This window comes from Desulfotomaculum sp. 1211_IL3151 (assembly GCF_036763075.1).
Taxonomy (GTDB): Bacteria; Bacillota; Desulfotomaculia; order Desulfotomaculales; family Desulfotomaculaceae; genus Desulfotomaculum.
Map to the genome: position 1 here is coordinate 1 of NZ_JBAIYV010000041.1, position 16130 is coordinate 16130.

The 16130-nt window shown below is 41.8% G+C and carries 13 protein-coding genes; 3 read left to right on the forward strand and 10 right to left on the reverse strand.

Going from position 1 to position 16130, the window contains the following annotated elements:
• The coding region (locus V6C11_RS10845) for an IS1634 family transposase (protein WP_333531181.1) at positions 1-1631 on the reverse strand (1631 nt) is incomplete at its 3' end.
• Positions 1632-2115: 484 nt separating this feature from the next.
• Between V6C11_RS10845 and abc-f the strand changes: the two genes are divergently transcribed.
• The gene (gene abc-f / locus V6C11_RS10850) at positions 2116-3870 is read left to right on the forward strand and encodes a ribosomal protection-like ABC-F family protein (RefSeq protein ID WP_333531182.1); all 1755 of its coding nucleotides are present in this window, start codon (positions 2116-2118) and stop codon (positions 3868-3870) included.
• Between the two features lie 52 nt (positions 3871-3922).
• Here the strand turns inward: abc-f and V6C11_RS10855 are convergent, their stop codons facing one another.
• Genes V6C11_RS10855 through V6C11_RS10870 form a run of 4 tightly spaced genes read right to left on the reverse strand, consistent with a single transcriptional unit; the run spans position 3923 to position 7702 of the window.
• Positions 3923-4663, reverse strand: a complete 741-nt coding sequence (locus V6C11_RS10855) for an ABC transporter permease (protein WP_333531183.1) — start codon at positions 4661-4663, stop codon at positions 3923-3925.
• Positions 4663-5580 carry an ABC transporter ATP-binding protein gene (locus V6C11_RS10860; RefSeq protein ID WP_333531184.1) on the reverse strand — a complete coding sequence of 306 codons (918 nt, stop codon included), beginning with the start codon at positions 5578-5580 and terminating at the stop codon, positions 4663-4665. The genes V6C11_RS10855 and V6C11_RS10860 overlap by 1 nt, the downstream gene beginning before the upstream one ends.
• A gap of 33 nt (positions 5581-5613) precedes the next feature.
• Complete coding sequence (locus tag V6C11_RS10865; RefSeq protein WP_333531185.1) at positions 5614-7020, reverse strand: HAMP domain-containing sensor histidine kinase; 1407 nt, start codon at positions 7018-7020, stop codon at positions 5614-5616.
• Positions 7013-7702, reverse strand: coding sequence for a response regulator transcription factor (locus V6C11_RS10870; RefSeq protein ID WP_333531186.1), 690 nt, complete (start codon positions 7700-7702; stop codon positions 7013-7015). Before V6C11_RS10870 ends, V6C11_RS10865 begins: the two co-directional genes overlap by 8 nt.
• A gap of 246 nt (positions 7703-7948) precedes the next feature.
• On the opposite strand from V6C11_RS10870, the gene V6C11_RS10875 reads away from it, so the two are divergent.
• Both V6C11_RS10875 and V6C11_RS10880 read left to right on the forward strand, forming a co-directional pair.
• The gene (locus V6C11_RS10875; RefSeq protein WP_333531187.1) at positions 7949-8515 is read left to right on the forward strand and encodes a TetR-like C-terminal domain-containing protein; all 567 of its coding nucleotides are present in this window, start codon (positions 7949-7951) and stop codon (positions 8513-8515) included.
• A 153-nt stretch (positions 8516-8668) separates the two neighbouring features.
• Complete coding sequence (locus V6C11_RS10880; protein ID WP_333531188.1) at positions 8669-10435, forward strand: oleate hydratase; 1767 nt, start codon at positions 8669-8671, stop codon at positions 10433-10435.
• A gap of 204 nt (positions 10436-10639) precedes the next feature.
• On the opposite strand, the gene V6C11_RS10885 is transcribed toward V6C11_RS10880, so the two are convergent.
• The 5 genes from V6C11_RS10885 to aroB all read right to left on the reverse strand — a co-directional run bounded on the left by V6C11_RS10885 (position 10640) and on the right by aroB (position 16100).
• Positions 10640-11404: a MerR family transcriptional regulator gene (locus tag V6C11_RS10885; protein ID WP_333531189.1), complete on the reverse strand. Its 765-nt coding sequence runs from the start codon at positions 11402-11404 to the stop codon at positions 10640-10642.
• A 140-nt stretch (positions 11405-11544) separates the two neighbouring features.
• On the reverse strand, positions 11545-12687 hold the full coding sequence (locus V6C11_RS10890) for a bifunctional chorismate mutase/prephenate dehydratase (RefSeq protein ID WP_333531190.1): 1143 nt from the start codon (positions 12685-12687) through the stop codon (positions 11545-11547).
• Positions 12688-12699: 12 nt separating this feature from the next.
• On the reverse strand, positions 12700-13779 hold the full coding sequence (gene aroC, locus V6C11_RS10895; RefSeq protein ID WP_333531191.1) for a chorismate synthase: 1080 nt from the start codon (positions 13777-13779) through the stop codon (positions 12700-12702).
• Positions 13769-15034: a 3-phosphoshikimate 1-carboxyvinyltransferase gene (gene aroA / locus V6C11_RS10900; RefSeq protein WP_333531192.1), complete on the reverse strand. Its 1266-nt coding sequence runs from the start codon at positions 15032-15034 to the stop codon at positions 13769-13771. Before aroA ends, aroC begins: the two co-directional genes overlap by 11 nt.
• A gap of 1 nt (position 15035) precedes the next feature.
• Positions 15036-16100, reverse strand: coding sequence for a 3-dehydroquinate synthase (aroB, locus tag V6C11_RS10905; RefSeq protein ID WP_333531193.1), 1065 nt, complete (start codon positions 16098-16100; stop codon positions 15036-15038).
• Positions 16101-16130: the final 30 nt, after the last annotated feature.

Sequence of the window (16130 nt, forward strand, 5' to 3'; positions counted from 1 at the left end):
GTTCTTGTATATGTTGGGACATAACCTTCAGCAGGAACAGAATAAAAACTCATATCCCTTAAACTACTAATGATTTCATTACTGGTAAACTTACCACCCAAAAACTTTTCAAGATATCTGTATAATACCAAAGCAAGAAAACATGTAGTAAAGTGAGCCTTAATCCTGTCATCTCGACTTAAATAAACAGGTCTCGCTTTAAACTCACTCTTCATAATTCTAAAACATTCTTCTATTTCCCAGCGTCTGTGGTTAATCTTTACAATAGCCATGGCATCGTCATCTAAATTAGTGCATATAGCATAAAAACCATCATACATTTCCTCATTTGATATCGTATCCTTATTTATGCTGTATATTGCTTTATCAGCCACCTCGCCATCTTTAGTAATATTAGTAGATGATATAAACCGTTTAAAATCATTTTGATTTTTTTTCTTGATATCGGATGGTCTGGTTTCAACCAATTTAATTGCCCGCTCTAACTGCTTTTTTCTAATTTGTCTTTGATAATCCCTGTATTTCAAAGAATAAGTAACAATAAGTTTCTGCTCTAGACCATCCTCTTTAATCCAACGCTCTTTGTAGAATGTTTCCCCTTTGTATTTTTCATAGGTCTTCTCATCACAATTAAGTGTTCGGATATCATACAATTCATCTTTTCCGGGAATATGCCAGCCTAAAGGATCAAGAGCCCACTGTTTTAAGTGCTTTTTTAACTTTTTCACGGATTGGGTTGTAATAAAAGCCCTATCTTTTTTATCATTAAATTTGCGGTTTTCCGTTGAAGATAATCCGGCATCTGTGCAAACAATAAATTTCGATAATTCAAAATCCCTAAGAATTTTTTCTTCCAAGGGTTTAAGAGTCGTCTGCTCATTAGTATTCCCACTGTGAATACTAAACGCAAGAGGGATGCCATCCCCGTCCATAAATAAACCCATCTCAACGATCGGATTAGGTTTGTGATCTTTGCCGAAGCCGTATTGCTTGAGACCATCCTCCTGTTCGATTTCAAAAAAGTAATTTGTGCAATCATAGTAAAGAATACGGTCGTTCCGCTTGGATAGAACCAAACTATTTTTGTAAAGCTCAGATTGTATGAAATCCGTTTCTTTAGCAAGCACTTCCAATGCTCTGTATATATGCTGCAATTCAAAGTCAGGTTGTTCTAGCAATTTCTTTGATTGTTGACAGGTATTTAGTTTTGAAGACGGGAATAGGATTCTGCCGTAAATCAATCTCGACAGAATAGAATCAAGATTAAAGGCAAACTTATAATTGCTAGATATTTCTTTGCAAATTCTATGTAACCCCAGTTGATGATAGATTTTTTGTAAGAAGAGATAACCACCATTAAAGGAACGTTGTTTATTTTTATCAATCAATTTTGATTGATTATACTTAACAATAACTTCACGTTTGAGTTCTTTTTCCTTTTGATTCAATTCATCAATGTAGTTTTTAGCCCATTCATAAGGATCCTGTCCATTCAACTTTTCTCTGAGTTCGGCTTCGGTTCCGAGTTTCTCTACAATCACTGAAGAATTTGACTGAGTCTTACTGTTATAAACAGATTTTATTACATAAAGAGAAGCTGCATTTTTAGACTTGGTCACCTTGAGTCTCATTATAAATGACGCCTCCTTTTCTTATATTATAACACAGTACGAAAAAGTGCGATATAAACAAAAGTAAAAAGAGACAAAAAAATAAGCCTGTATCAAGGCTTTTGGGCAATTTTTCTTTATTCAACTGTCAAAGACCCGGGTGATGACGCAATTCCTACCGAAAGCCACTTTTCCCACCTATTTATATGTGGTACAATAAGTCATACTAATAAAATACGAGGTGTGAAATGAGGAAAGTGTTTTTAAACTAATCAAATTTAATAATTTCTTATAAAGTGCATACCGATGGCAAGAAATTAGTCTGCACTTTTTTAAGAGATGATAGTTTAAAAACACTTACGGAATAATTTAGATTTAGGTTAGGGATATTTAATAGCCCTGATCTTTGTATGGTTTACTGCAGTATAACACATAAGTGTTTTACTGCAGTTTTGTTTTTTCTCTATCATCTCTTGGCTAAGCGATGTGACAAGGAGATGATTGTATGAACTTATATTTTAATGATCTTAGTAAGAGCTATCAGGGAAAAACCGTATTCGATACGATTCACGGTGCAATCCACGGTGGAGATAAAATTGGCTTGATTGGTGCAAATGGTAAGGGAAAAACAACCTTGGCCAGGATTTTGGCGGGTCAGGAAGTCGCTGATGCAGGTGAAATTAGACGGTCACCTGCCTATGGCAGAATTTTTTATGTAGAACAGTACCCCATGTTTAACGCCAATGTCTCTGTTTACGAAGAAATATACAGGATGGCCTCAAGGGACCAGAATCATAGTAAAGATTATCCGACAATGGTCAAAAAAACCCTTAACAAAGTAGGTTTAGGTGAGGAAAGATGGGGTCAGAGAGCCGCCAGTTTAAGTGGTGGAGAAAAAACAAAACTGGTCCTTGGCAAGGCCATGGTTTGTGATTTCGACTTACTGATCCTGGATGAACCCACGAACCATCTCGATATGAATAGCTATATTTGGCTGGAGGAATTTGTGCAAAACCTCGGTCAGCCCCTGCTAATGATTTCCCATGATCGTTTTTTTCTTGATCGTGTGGTCAACAGGATTTGGCACTTGACCGACCAGGGATTAAAGGTCTATGAAGGAAATTACTCTGCCTACAAAATGCAAAGGGAATTGGAACGAGTCAGTATTACCAAGGAGTATGAAAAGCAACAGAACCAGATTCAACAATTAGGACAAATGATCCACCAAAGGAAAAATTGGTATAAAAATGCCCATCAAGCAGCGGGTCAAAATGACTTTTATCGGTCCAAGGCTAAAAAACATGCCAGTGTCTTAAAGGCAAAGGAACGGGAACTTGCCAGAATAGAAAAGAACAAAATTGAAAAGCCGAAAAAAGCCTTATCCCCTGCCTTTGAGGTGATTAACAAAAGTATCATCGGCAAGAAATTCCCTAGGTTTCTTGTTCAAGTGGAGAAGCTCTGTAAAAGCTATGGTAATAAGGTACTCTTTCAAGATATTTCCTTTAACCTTGGGCGGCAAGATAAGATTGCCCTAATTGGACAAAACGGTGTGGGCAAGACAAGCCTCCTTAAAACAATTTGCCATTTAGATCAGGACTACCGTGGTACCATCACCATTAACCCCTCGGTGAAAATTGGATATTTTGCCCAGGAACTTGACAATCTCCATAGTGGGTCCACCATACTAGACGAAGTTTTAATCGAAGGAAGTACGGTTGAGGAAACCAGGCTACTTTTGGCTTGTTTACTATTTAGAGGAGATGCTATTTATAAAAAGATAGCCAATCTAAGCATGGGAGAAAGGGGCAGGGTTGCCTTTGCCAAACTGATCTTATCCGGTGCCAATTTACTTGTCTTGGATGAACCAACAAACTACATGGACATCGAATCGAAAGAAAAAATAGAGGAAGTATTGGAGGAATTTGAGGGAGTGGTGCTTTTTGTTTCCCACGACCAATATTTTATCCAGAGATTGGCCAATGGGATTTTTCAAATAGAGAACCGAAAATTGTACTGTTATGATGGGGACTATGCGTATTATTTGTCTAAATGCAAGGAACAAAAGGGAAAAGAGGAGAGCGGCCTAGACTACACCCAATTAACGGACAATATTAGACGCTTAGAATGTGAACTGGCCTTTTTAAGTGGTAAACTAAATGAGCCCTTGGAGCAGGAAGAAAAGGCCAGGCTTAATGAAAGATTTTTGGCAACTGCCAAGGAGCTAAGGTCAAATAAGGACCTACTCAAGGGACATAAATAGGGAGTCTAACAAAATAACCCACTGCTTCTTTAGGGCAGGGGGTTATTTTTTCTTAAATATCTTGTTTTTCTGAAATGACCAGGGCGGTTATTAAAAAAATGAAAAATACCGGAACTAATAACTCCCAGGTATAGGGGATGCCACGGATGCCAGTTGGATACCAGCCAATTTCTTGTAAGATCACATAATAGGGTAAAGCAGGAAATAAAAACGGTCCGACGCTAGGCATGGCCAGGGAAATGAAATCGATCATGATAAAGGCCCCAGCCGTAATCAGTGGGGGAACAAAATGTCGGGTCCAAAGGCCAATACAAATAAATATGGGCATTAGAGAAAACTGCATAAAACATGTCTTTAAAGCCAGTGGAAAAAATCGAACAAAGGCCGCCCAGGGACTGGCAGCTATGAAAACTTTGCCAACAAATATAGTTAAAACGTATGATAACAGGTTTAATACCATTAAGGTAAGCAAAAGGGTAATGGTTTTGGCTAAGATGATCGATTTACGACTTACCGGTAAGGTGAACAGATTAATGACCGCTCCTGTTTGGTATTCTTGGACAAAAATGAAAGCGGCCAAGGCGCTGAAGGTCAGTGGGAATACAAACAAATGGTTTACCTGCATACAAAGGGCGATGATATCTACCCACTCTGCCTGAATCCCTAGATTACTTGTCTTTAAGGAGGTAGATACCAGCGTAATAAAGGGAGCTACGAAGGCGGCGATGACGGCAGAAAGCAATATCTTGGAACGTTTCCATTTCATTAATTCTAAACCAATGGCGCTAAGCATTATTTTTCACCCCCGGTAATGCGCATAAAGCGATCTTCTAGGGTTTCCTGATGTAAGGTGATATGGGAGACCTCAATGCCAGACTCAATTAGTACACGATTCACCCGTTCAGGCCTGTTTAATTGGCCAGAGGCCTGAATAAAGCCGTTGTTCAGTAAGTCAACTTTTTGCATCCCTAATCTATTTTTTAAAAGCTGGATCGCTGTCTGGGGGTCATTAACTTTCAGTTCCAAATACCGCTTGCCCTTTGCGTGTATTTCCTCCAAAGAAATTTCATCGGCCAAAGTTCCCTTGTGAATAATACCAACTCGCGTGGCCATTTGCTCCACTTCCGGCAGGATATGACTGGATATTAAGATGGTCTTATGCTGTTCTTGATTTAATCGCTGGATGGTTTCCCGAATTTCCTTGATACCTGCCGGATCCAGACCGTTGGTTGGTTCATCAAGAATAATGAAATCTGGATTATGCAAAAGGGCCCTGGCCAAACCAAGCCGTTGTTTCATACCCAGGGAAAAGCCTTTGACAACCCGGTTGGCAGCTTCACGCAACCCCATAAAATTTAATACTTCGTTAATTCGTGTTTCCTTGATCCCAAACATTTTTGCATTGTAATAAAGGTTCTCTTTGGCTGTTAAATTAGGGTAAAAACCAGGGTATTCAATGGTTGCTCCAATACGGCGAAATAGGTCTTTGCCGAATTTGGCTTTGGGTAAGCCAAAAAGTTGAATGTCACCTTGGGTGGGTTTAATCAAATCCACGATCATGCGAATGGTGGTGGTTTTACCAGCGCCGTTTCGCCCCAGAAAACCATAGATTTCCCCCCTATGCACGGTCAGGGTTAAATCCTTGACGGCCCATTGATCATGATATTGTTTACTCAGTTTTGATAGCTTTAAGATTGGTTCATTTAGCATTTGAATTCTCCTTCTTGTGATCTGGTAATGCGGCTAAAGGGGTAGTTTAATGATAAACTCATAATAATTATCTTTACGCGCCAGCCAGATTTTGCCATTGTGCAGTTCCACTATATTTTTAGCAATGGACAAGCCTAAACCGGTGCTGCTGGGCATTGCTCCACTGTCCAGTGTGCTATTGATATTAAAAAAGCGTTCAAATACTTCGTCTTCTTGTTCTTTGGTCATGGCCAGACCTTTATTAGCCACCGCTATAAATACCCATTTGCCATCCGTTTTTAGCGTTATCCTGATTGCTCCTGGCTTAACACTAAATTTTAATGCGTTAATCAGTAAATTATCCAAAGTGCGGGCTAGCTTGTCGGGGTCAACAGCTGCTTGTACAGGGTCTTTGCCTATTTCACACTGGATCAAAATGCCTTGTTGGTCGGCCAGGGGCTCAAACTCTACCACCATTTGTTCCAGCATTTCCCGCAAATCAATGGATTGTTTGTCCAGATTAATATTACCATCGCTAAGACGGGTGTACTCAAATAGATCATCGATTAATTTTTTTAGCTGGTTGGCCTTGTTGTGGCCACTGGCAATAAAATGCTCTAGTTCGCCTGAATCTTGATAGTTTTTTTCTTTAAGCAGTGTTAAATATCCAATAATACTGGTCAGTGGTGTTCGTAAATCATGAGAAATATTGGTGATCAAATCGAGCTTAGACTTTTCAACTGCTTTTTCCCGAGCTATTTTTTCCTGTAGCTGTTGAGCCATAAAGTTAATATTGTGCGACAGATTGCCAAGTTCGTCCTGACTGGATAAGGGTAAACGTACCTGTAGATTACCATTTGCCACTTCCTGTAAACTATTATTGATGGCCTGTATTTGCCGTATTTTATTTCGGGTAAACCAGTAAAAGAGTAGGAGGAAAATAGCTACAAAAATTGTGCTGTTCAGCAGGGGATTGAATTTATAATTTACACCAGGTTCAGCATATAAGGTACCTGCAACCACCAAAAATGAGTCCAGACCATTTAAAATTACGGGTTTAACCACCGCATAGGGTTTACCGGGGGCAGGTTCCTGGAGAGATTTTTGAGTGGTGTAAAGTATCCGGTGAATGTTCAGGGTACTCTCAGAAGTGCCGGTGGAATGATACAAGACCTTTCCGTGCACGTCCGTAAGATATATCCTTAGCCTCGGCTCCCGGTCACCAACCTCCTCTAAAAATAAGGCTATCTTCTGATGTTCATTCAAATAGGGAAGTCTCTTCTGGATCAACTCTGCCTGGCCATTAACGACAGCTTTACTAGATACGTAGCTTGGGTAGTATTCCGCCCGGAGATCACGGGTAATGTAGTCCAGAATATAGAAAAAAACAAAGCTTAAAAATAAACAAATGGCGAAAGTAGCCAGCAGTTTTAGACGTAGAGAGGTGTGCGGTTTAGACAATTTTATAACCAACCCCCCATACTGTTTTGATGTATTGGGGTTCCCTGGGATTTACCTCAATTTTATCCCGAATATTTCTGATGTGTACCATTACCGTACTTTCGGATTGTAGGGCTTCTTCTCCCCAAACAGATTCATAGATTTGCTTGGCACTAAATACTTGCCCGCGATGACTTGCCATGAGTAGGAGAATTTTAAATTCTAAAGGAGTTAAGGCTATTTCCTGTTCCCGTAGCTTCACCACATGACGGTCCGGTAGAATCAGTAAATCACCGATTGCAATTGCATTTTCTCCTGTTTGATGATGCAGTAATTTGTTTCTTCTTAATTGTGCTTTGACCCGCGCCACCAGTTCTAACGGATTAAAGGGTTTGATCATATAATCGTCAGCGCCTGAGGTTAAACCCATAATTTTATCCATATCCTCGCCCTTGGCCGAAAGCATGATAATGGGGATCTGCATGATCTGACGTATTTTCAGACAGGCCTGAATACCATCCAAGTGAGGCATCATAACATCCAAAATAATTAAATCCACCGGATTTTGTTTTAGTATGGTAAGGGCCTGGAGACCGTTCTCAACCTGTAAGACCCGGTAACCTTCATTTCTAAGAAATGCCTGGATAACCTCACGAATTTCTGCATCATCATCAACCACCAGGATCTGTATTTTTTCTGTCACATAGTCACCTTCTTTTTATTTACCCTAAAAGGACTCTTCCCTAGTTTGTGATAGGTATAATCATAAAGATACTTTCTTTAGAGCCTGTTGTGGAAATTCTAAAGATTTTCTTAAGAAATTCATAACTGTATTTCATCAAGCCGACCCCAAATATTCGAATATTTTTTGGTAGGAGCGGACAAAAGTATAAGAAGTGCTACGGGAAGTTAGGCTTGCTTTCAGGGTAATCGAGTTGGAGGCGTTTTTATGGCACAAACAACTAAAAAGGCACTGGCCGCATCGCTAAAAAAATTACTAAGGGAAAAACCCCTTGATAAAATCACGGTCGTTGATATCGTTGAAGATTGCGAAGTGAACAGGCAGACATTCTATTACCATTTTAAGGACATATTTAACCTCATTGAATGGATTTATTCAAGTGAAGCTGCCAAGGCACTGGCTGGAAAAAGGACTTATGATACATGGCAACAGGGTTTTTTACAGGTTTTCACATATGTACTGGAAAACAAAGCCTTTGTAATGAACACGTATCATTCCATTAGTAGAGAACACCTGGAATACTACCTTTATAAAGAAGTATATGCGCTTTTAATTGGGGTGGTGGAAGAAAAGGCATCTGGTATGGCTGTGAGGAACGAGGATAAGTCGTTTATCGCACATTTTTATAAATATGCCTTTGTGGGACTTATGCTGGAATGGATTGGCACGGGGATGAAGGAAGAACCAGCCGCTATTATTGACCGATTAAGTACCCTTATGCATGGAGATATTACTGGGGCACTGAAGAAATTTGGAGCCAATCGTCACATTTAAACAAACAGAAGCTGTTGTATAGTTTTTTTACAATATCAGCCTTGTGTTGAAAGTTTCGACACAGGGCTGATATTGTTTATTGTGAGCCTTTCAAATATTTTCTATGATGTAAATGCAAGATAGAATTTAAAATTTAATCAGGAGGTAGCCGCAATGTACTATAGCAATGGGAATTATGAAGCATTTGCTCGTCCTCAAAAACCAGTGGGTGTAGATGAAAAATCCGCATATCTGGTTGGAGCTGGTTTAGCCTCCCTTGCAGCAGCATGTTTTTTGATCCGGGATGGCCAGATGAAGGGTGAGCGCATTCACATTTTGGAAGAAATGGGTATAGCCGGCGGGGCCTGTGATGGCATACACGATAATGAAAAGGGATTTATTATTCGAGGCGGTCGTGAAATGGAAAACCATTTTGAGTGCCTATGGGATTTATTTCATTCCATTCCTTCACTTGAAATAGAAGGTGCCTCTGTTTTGGATGAGTTTTATTGGTTGAATAAAAGGGATCCCAACTATTCACGGATGAGAGCAACCGTAAATAACGGTCAGGATGCCCACACAGATGGAAAATTCAAGCTAAGTGATAAGGCAGCAATGGAAATGGTAAAGCTATTCTTTACCCGTGATGAAGATTTAGATGATAAAAAGATTACAGATGTATTTACAGAGGAATTCTTCGCTTCTAACTTCTGGCTATATTGGAGAACCATGTTTGCCTTTGAGGATTGGCATAGTGCCTTGGAAATGAAACTATATATTCAAAGATTTATTCACCATATTGGAGGTTTGCCTGATTTTTCGGCTTTAAAATTTACCAAGTACAATCAGTATGAGTCACTCATTCTGCCGATGATAAAATATCTGGATGCGCATGGCGTGCAGATTCAATATGATACCAAGGTAACCAATGTTATTTTTGCTATTCAGAAGGACAAAAAGGTTGCCACTAAAATTGTTTATCAGTGTGGTGGCAAGGCAGAATACATCGACCTCACAGAAAATGATTTAGTCTTTGTTACTAACGGCAGTTGCACAGAAAACTCTACCTTGGGTGATGATCATCATGCTCCGGCATTTAATGATGCTGTGGGAGGCTGCTGGGAACTATGGAGAAACATTGCCAAGCAGGATCCATCCTTTGGTCAGCCTGATAAATTCTGCACCAATACAAAATTAACAAATTGGGAGTCCGCTACGATTACCACCCTTGATAACAGAATTCCACCATATATTGAGAAGGTTTGCCAAAGGGATCCCTTTAGCGGCAAGGTAGTTACAGGCGGGATTGTTTCTGTAAAAGACTCAAACTGGCTGATGAGTTATACTTTAAATCGCCAGCCGCATTTTAAAGAGCAGCCCAAAGACCAACTGGTAGTCTGGCTATATGGCTTATTCACCGATGTTCCCGGCAATTATATTAAAAAGCCGATGAGGGAGTGTACCGGCAGGGAGATTACAGAGGAATGGTTATACCATCTGGGAGTGCCCCAGTCTGAAATCCCTGACATGGCCAAATCCGCTCGCTGTATTCCATGTATGATGCCATATATCACGGCATTCTTTATGCCCAGGGCCAAGGGTGATCGACCCAAGGTTGTTCCCGATGGTTGTGTAAACTTTGCCTTTATCGGGCAGTTTGCCGACACAGTAAGGGATACGGTATTCACCACCGAATATTCAGTAAGAACAGCAATGGAGGCTGTTTACACCTTACTGGACGTAGATCGTGGCGTACCGGAGGTTTTTGCTTCTTGTTACGATATTCGGGTACTGCTGGACGCCACTTCAAAGATGATGGACGGCAAAAAACTTATCGATAGGAAGATGCCATTTATCATAAACCTGCTGGAAAAGAGGGCTTTGAAAAAGATTTCAGGAACGGTAATTGAAGATTTACTCAAACGCTATCATGTAATTTAAGGGATAAAAGGGTGTCAAGTGGACGGTTCAAGACCACTTGACACCCTTTTCTGTTTATTTTATAGAAAATTAGTGGTTCATTTATTTTTGAGGATAGCAGGCCTGCTATTCTCAAAAATTTACGGTAACGCAAGCGGGGACATGCTTTTAGACCGTGCCTTGCTACGGGCCTATGGAAAGGCTTCCTACCCTTGTTGAAGAATACTATGCTTTCGCACCAGTATAAATTAGCACGGCATCCCTTAAAAATACTGCTGTATCCGGTTGCTGCTTATCGTAGTAAGCAGTAAATCTTGGGTCATCTACATACATCTGGGCGACCCCGGCATGGGCTTCTTTGGTATAGCTAGGCCAAAAATAGCTTAACCATTGCCGGTGCAAGTAGGCTGCCTTTTGAGCCAGCTCCCCGGCTGGATCATTGGTTTTCATGGCAGCATGAAGTGTAGCGAAAAATTCTTTTTCTAACCTGGTAACCTCCTCATATGCTGCCTGTGACATGCCCTTCACCTGGGCATTTGACTTGTCAACAACCTCATCGCCATATTTAGCCCGAATTTCCTGGCCATACTTCCTTTCATTGTCGTCAATTAATTTTTGCTTAAAGCCGGCAAATTTTTCCTGATCACCCATGGTAGTTCTCCCTTCGGTTAAGGCAATTGTTTTATCAACATTGGCAATCAATTGATCCAATTGCACTCTTTTTTCGATAAGCTTCTCACGGTGGTCCCTTAGAGCCTGCATTTCATCAAAGGAAGGCGAAGTTAAAATATCTTTAATGCTTTCCAAATTTACTCCCAGCTCCCGGTAAAAAAGAATCTGCTGCAACCTGTTTACCTCAGCCTGGCCATAGATACGATAACCCGAAGAGTTGACTCTTGCCGGCTTAAGAAGGTCAATCTCATCATAATACCGCAGTGTACGGGTACTGATACCTGCCAGTTGACCTAGCTTTTGTATGGTGTATTCCATGTCATCACCTCCTGACAAGACAACTATACAGGTTTACGTAACGTCAATGTCAATGGTCAGAGGATTCCTCGTGCAGAAGTTTTATCCATGAGCCTTACAAAGGAGATTATCCATGGCTGATCGGAGTCGTTAATTCTCCCCTAGTAATTTTCGCTGTAACTTCCCAAAAAAATAAATTTATCATGGCTGCCTACCAATTCGCAAAGTAAATTTACCGTTTCAGTTGAATAGATAGGAGCCTCAAAATCAAAGTAAAACATGAATTCGAAATCCTTTCCGGTGATGGGGCGGCTTTCCAGCTTCGTCAGGTTGAAACCCAGTGAGGAGAACTTTCCAAGCAAGGTACCAAGTGATCCAGGCTTATGCTGAAGGGAAAGTATCAGGCTAATTTTATTTGCCCCGGGATAGATTTTCAGATCCTTTGAGATACAGATAAAACGGGTGTAGTTATTTTCCCTGTTTTGAATATTGTCGGTTAAAATGTCAAGATTATATAGTTGTGCACAGGTTTCCGAGGATATTGCCGCAAGATCGGTTCGACCAGAATCGGCTACATACTTTGCCGCTGCTGCGGTGTTGCTAAATAGTGTGACCTTTATTTGTGGATGGTTGTTGATAAATTGGCTGCATTGCTTGATTGCCTGTTCTTGGGAAATTATTTCTCTAATATCAGCTAAAGCAACGCCTTTCTTGGCTAGGAGAGTATGATTTATTTTTAGTCTAGTACTGCGCACAATATAGAACTTATATTTTTCCATGAGGTCATAGATCGGTATAACCGTACCTGTTAAACTATTTTCAACTGGTAAAATACCGTATTCACACAAACCTTTTTCAACTGCCTGAAAAACAGATTCAAAATCTTTAAAAAATGCCAGCCTTGGCGATGAAAAAAGTTTATCACAGGCTTGTTGTGAATAAGAACCCTCGGTACCCTGGCAAGCAACACTTGCCTTTAATGGAAAGTGCTTTGTCATATCACAGGTTGCTGTTTTAATTTGTTCTGCAAGTTGACATTTATTGGAGAAAAGCTGATTTTGATAGGCTCTGCTCAGGTCAAACAGGGTGTTAAACAGCCTCTTAGAATAGGATTCCATTTTTTCTCCGGCAAGTTCGGCAACGAGGTTTAATACCTCTCGTTCTCTGGCATGATCTAAAACAGGCTGATTATTTTGGATTTTAGACTTGGCAATTTCCGCCGCCAGATTCATCCGTTTTATAAACAACTGGACTAATTGTACATCAATTTCGGTGATGTCTTTTCTTAGTTCGTTTAAATTCATTTTTTTGTCTCCTTATCTATTTAATAGGTCAAGCAAAGTTATGGCCATGGCCGCCTCGACACAGGGAACTGCCCGCGGCACGATACAGGGATCATGTCTTCCTTTGATGGAAATCGTCGTATTGGTTTTTTGGGAGAGACGAATGGAGCTTTGCTGCAGACCAATAGACGGTGTTGGTTTAAAGGCAATGCGCATAATGATAGGCATCCCGGAGGCAATGCCCCCTAAAATACCGCCATGATGATTGGTCCTTGTTTTTACCAGGCCATTGTTGTCATAGTAAAATTCGTCATTATTTTGTGAACCCCGTAGTTTAGAAGAGGCAAAGCCAGTGCCGAATTCCACTCCTTTGACAGCGGGAATTGCGAAAACAGCAGTTGCCAGTTTATTTTCCAGGCCGCAGAATATCGGTTCGCCAAGCCCGACGGGAACACCCACAGCGCAGCATTCAATGACGCCGCCAATGGAATCAGCTTGGCCTTTGACAAGCTCGATTTGTTCAAGCATCTGTTGGCCAATGGCATCGTCAAGCACGGCAAAGGGCTTATTTGCAACGGCTGTCAGCTCCGCTGCCTCAACCAATACAGGGTCGAAGGATTTATCTGCTATTTCGCCGATTGATTGAATATGTGCCCCAATAAAGATGCCGCGACGCTCTAAAATTTGCAGACAAACGGCACCTGCAAAGCAAAGGGGAGCGGTTAGACGCCCGGAAAAATGGCCCCCGCCACGGATGTCATTGGCTCCCTCATATTTCATATAGGCGCAATAATCGGCATGGGAGGGCCGGGGGACATCGAAGATATTTGCATAATCGGCTGATTTACAATCCGTATTTTCAATGATGGCACAAAGGGGGGAGCCACAGGTCTTACCAGCTAAAAGACCACTGATGACCTTTGCTCTGTCAGGTTCCCGTCGTGAGGTTGAAAATGTATTTTGGCCGGGTGCACGGCGTAACATAAAGCTTTGTACCCCTGCCAGGTCTATTTCTTCACCTGGCGGTAAGCCGTCCAGCACAACTCCGATGGCCTCAGAATGTGATTGTCCAAATACCGAAATCCTCACATTGGTTCCAAAATTAAATGACATCGACGATTCCTCCGAGCATTTTATAGTGATCAAAGAATTGCGGGTAGGATTTTTCAACTGCCTCTGCACCTGCAATGATCAGTTCCCTTTGACAAAGTTTGGCGGCGATAGCCATTGACATGACGATTCTGTGGTCGCCAAAACCATTGACACTGCCACCCCGCAGGGGTTTGCCGCCACGGATGATCAGTCCGTCCTCCTTTTCGGTAACATCTGCGCCAAGCCGTGCTAGATTTTCAGCCATTGCTGCCAGGCGATCACTTTCTTTGATCCGTAGTCGTTTGGCATTATATATTTCTGTTGTCCCCTGGGCCGCTGCGGCGACCACTGAAATAATAGGGATCAAATCGGGAATTTCAGCAGCGTCAATGCATTGGCCCTGGAGGGTTTTGCCAATGGAGTGGGCCGTGTCTTTTAGTAAAGAAACGTTTGCAGCAAAACCCTTTAGTAGGTTGATGATCTCTTTATCACCTTGAACGGATGCTTGGTTAAGGCCGCTGCAGAGGATATCACTACCCTGCAGGGCCCCTGCGCAGATCCAAAAAGCAGCGTTGGACCAGTCACCCTCAACACGAAGCTGTTGTGGTGAGAGATATTTTTGTCTGCCTTTGATGTGATATCCAGCGGCAAGTTCTTCGATCTCAACCCCAAACTTTTTTAAAGTGGACATTGTCATTTTGGCATATCCCTTTGATTCCAACTGCGAGGTGAGAACAATAAGGCTGTCTTTTGCTAGCAGCGGCAATGCGAACAGCAAGCCAGAGATAAACTGTGAACTGACATCACCGGGCAAAGTATAATGCCCTCCGGTTATTTTCCCCCGAACGGTGAAGGGAAGCTTGGTCTGATCAAATTGACAACCGTGACTTTGGAGCTGGTCAATGAGTTGTTGAATTGGGCGTTCCGGCAGTCTGCCATGTCCAGTGAAAGTGGCAGTTACACCCAGTGCCGCCGCCAGTGGAAGCAGGAAACGGAAGGTTGAGCCACTTTCACCGCAATCAAGATCTGCGGCCCCAACCCTGTTAGGCCAAAGGGGTGTAATGTGCAAAAGGTCGGGTGAATCAGCATCTATCTTTGCTCCCAGGGACCTTAGACAGTTCATTGTTACATGGATATCCTTGGAGTAGGAACTAAGCCTGACAAGGGTCGGCTGATTTGCCAGAGCAGCTGAAATCAATATGCGATGGGCGTCTGATTTGGAGGGAGTTACTGCAACCCTACCCTTTAAGTCTGCTGGCGTGATACGAAGATCCATATTATGCCTCCTCAAGAATTCCTTGATTAATGAAATAATACAGAGAAGAAACCGGTATTTTATGTAGGACACATTGCCCTATTTTTATGGGAATAACCAGTGTAATATTGTCCAGACGGCGCTTTTTATCAAGGAGGGCTGCCAGTGCCAGCTGCTCAGCGGTAAAAGGGGACGAAAACGGCAGGTTATTTGCTAACAACGCTGCTTTAATCGGTTCAGAACAGTCTTGGGCTGAAAGTCCCAAGCGCCAAGCTGCTTTACTAATGGTCACCATGCCCATTGCAACAGCATGGCCATGGGTGATTCGATAGCCGCTGCAATGCTCAATAGCGTGACCGATGGTGTGTCCGAAATTAAGAAGTTGGCGATCACCGTTATCAAATTCATCCCTCATTACCAAATCACGCTTAATCTTTACACATTGTTCAATAATGTTTACCAGGTCAAGCTGTGCCTGGCCCTGGGCCAGTTTGTCAAATAGCTTAGGAGCCGCTAAAACGCCGTATTTGATAGCCTCGGCTGTGCCGTCGGCAAAAACTTTTTCCGGTAAAGTGGCAAAACTGTCAGGGTCGCAAAGCACCAGGCTGGGTTGATAAAATGTACCGGCAAGATTTTTCCCTGCAGCCAGGTCGATGGCTGTTTTACCCCCAACCGATGAGTCAATGGCTGCCAAATAGGTGGTAGGAATTTGCATAAACCGTATGCCACGCAAATAAACAGAAGCAGCAAAGCCAGCTATATCTCCGATCACCCCACCTCCCAAAGCCACCACAAGGTCCGATTTAGTCAATTGTTTTTGGGCAAAAAATTCAAGAATTTGACCGAAGACGGTAAGGTTCTTGGAAGCTTCTCCATGAGTAAAGACAAATTTACAAACAGAAAAGCCGGTTTCTTGTAAAGATTTACAGACCACATCTGAGTAAAGTGAATCTACAATGTTATCGGTGACAATTGCAGCAGTGCAAGCGGAGATTCTCTTAGCTGTCTCCTGACCTGCCTTAGCCAAAATTCCCTGTTCAATGATGATTTCATAGCTCTTAGATGCGTTAACGGTAACTAGCTTCATAAAAAATCCTCATTTCTTCAATTTACCATG

Coding starts and splice junctions, on each gene's coding strand:
- abc-f (WP_333531182.1), top strand. CDS start 2,116: ATGAACTTATATTTTAATGATCTTAGTAAGAGCTATCAGGGAAAAACC.
- V6C11_RS10855 (WP_333531183.1), bottom strand. CDS start 4,663: ATGCTTAGCGCCATTGGTTTAGAATTAATGAAATGGAAACGTTCCAAG.
- V6C11_RS10860 (WP_333531184.1), bottom strand. CDS start 5,580: ATGCTAAATGAACCAATCTTAAAGCTATCAAAACTGAGTAAACAATAT.
- V6C11_RS10875 (WP_333531187.1), top strand. CDS start 7,949: ATGGCACAAACAACTAAAAAGGCACTGGCCGCATCGCTAAAAAAATTA.
- V6C11_RS10880 (WP_333531188.1), top strand. CDS start 8,669: ATGTACTATAGCAATGGGAATTATGAAGCATTTGCTCGTCCTCAAAAA.
- V6C11_RS10885 (WP_333531189.1), bottom strand. CDS start 11,404: ATGGAATACACCATACAAAAGCTAGGTCAACTGGCAGGTATCAGTACC.
- V6C11_RS10890 (WP_333531190.1), bottom strand. CDS start 12,687: ATGAATTTAAACGAACTAAGAAAAGACATCACCGAAATTGATGTACAA.
- aroC (WP_333531191.1), bottom strand. CDS start 13,779: ATGTCATTTAATTTTGGAACCAATGTGAGGATTTCGGTATTTGGACAA.
- aroA (WP_333531192.1), bottom strand. CDS start 15,034: ATGGATCTTCGTATCACGCCAGCAGACTTAAAGGGTAGGGTTGCAGTA.
- aroB (WP_333531193.1), bottom strand. CDS start 16,100: ATGAAGCTAGTTACCGTTAACGCATCTAAGAGCTATGAAATCATCATT.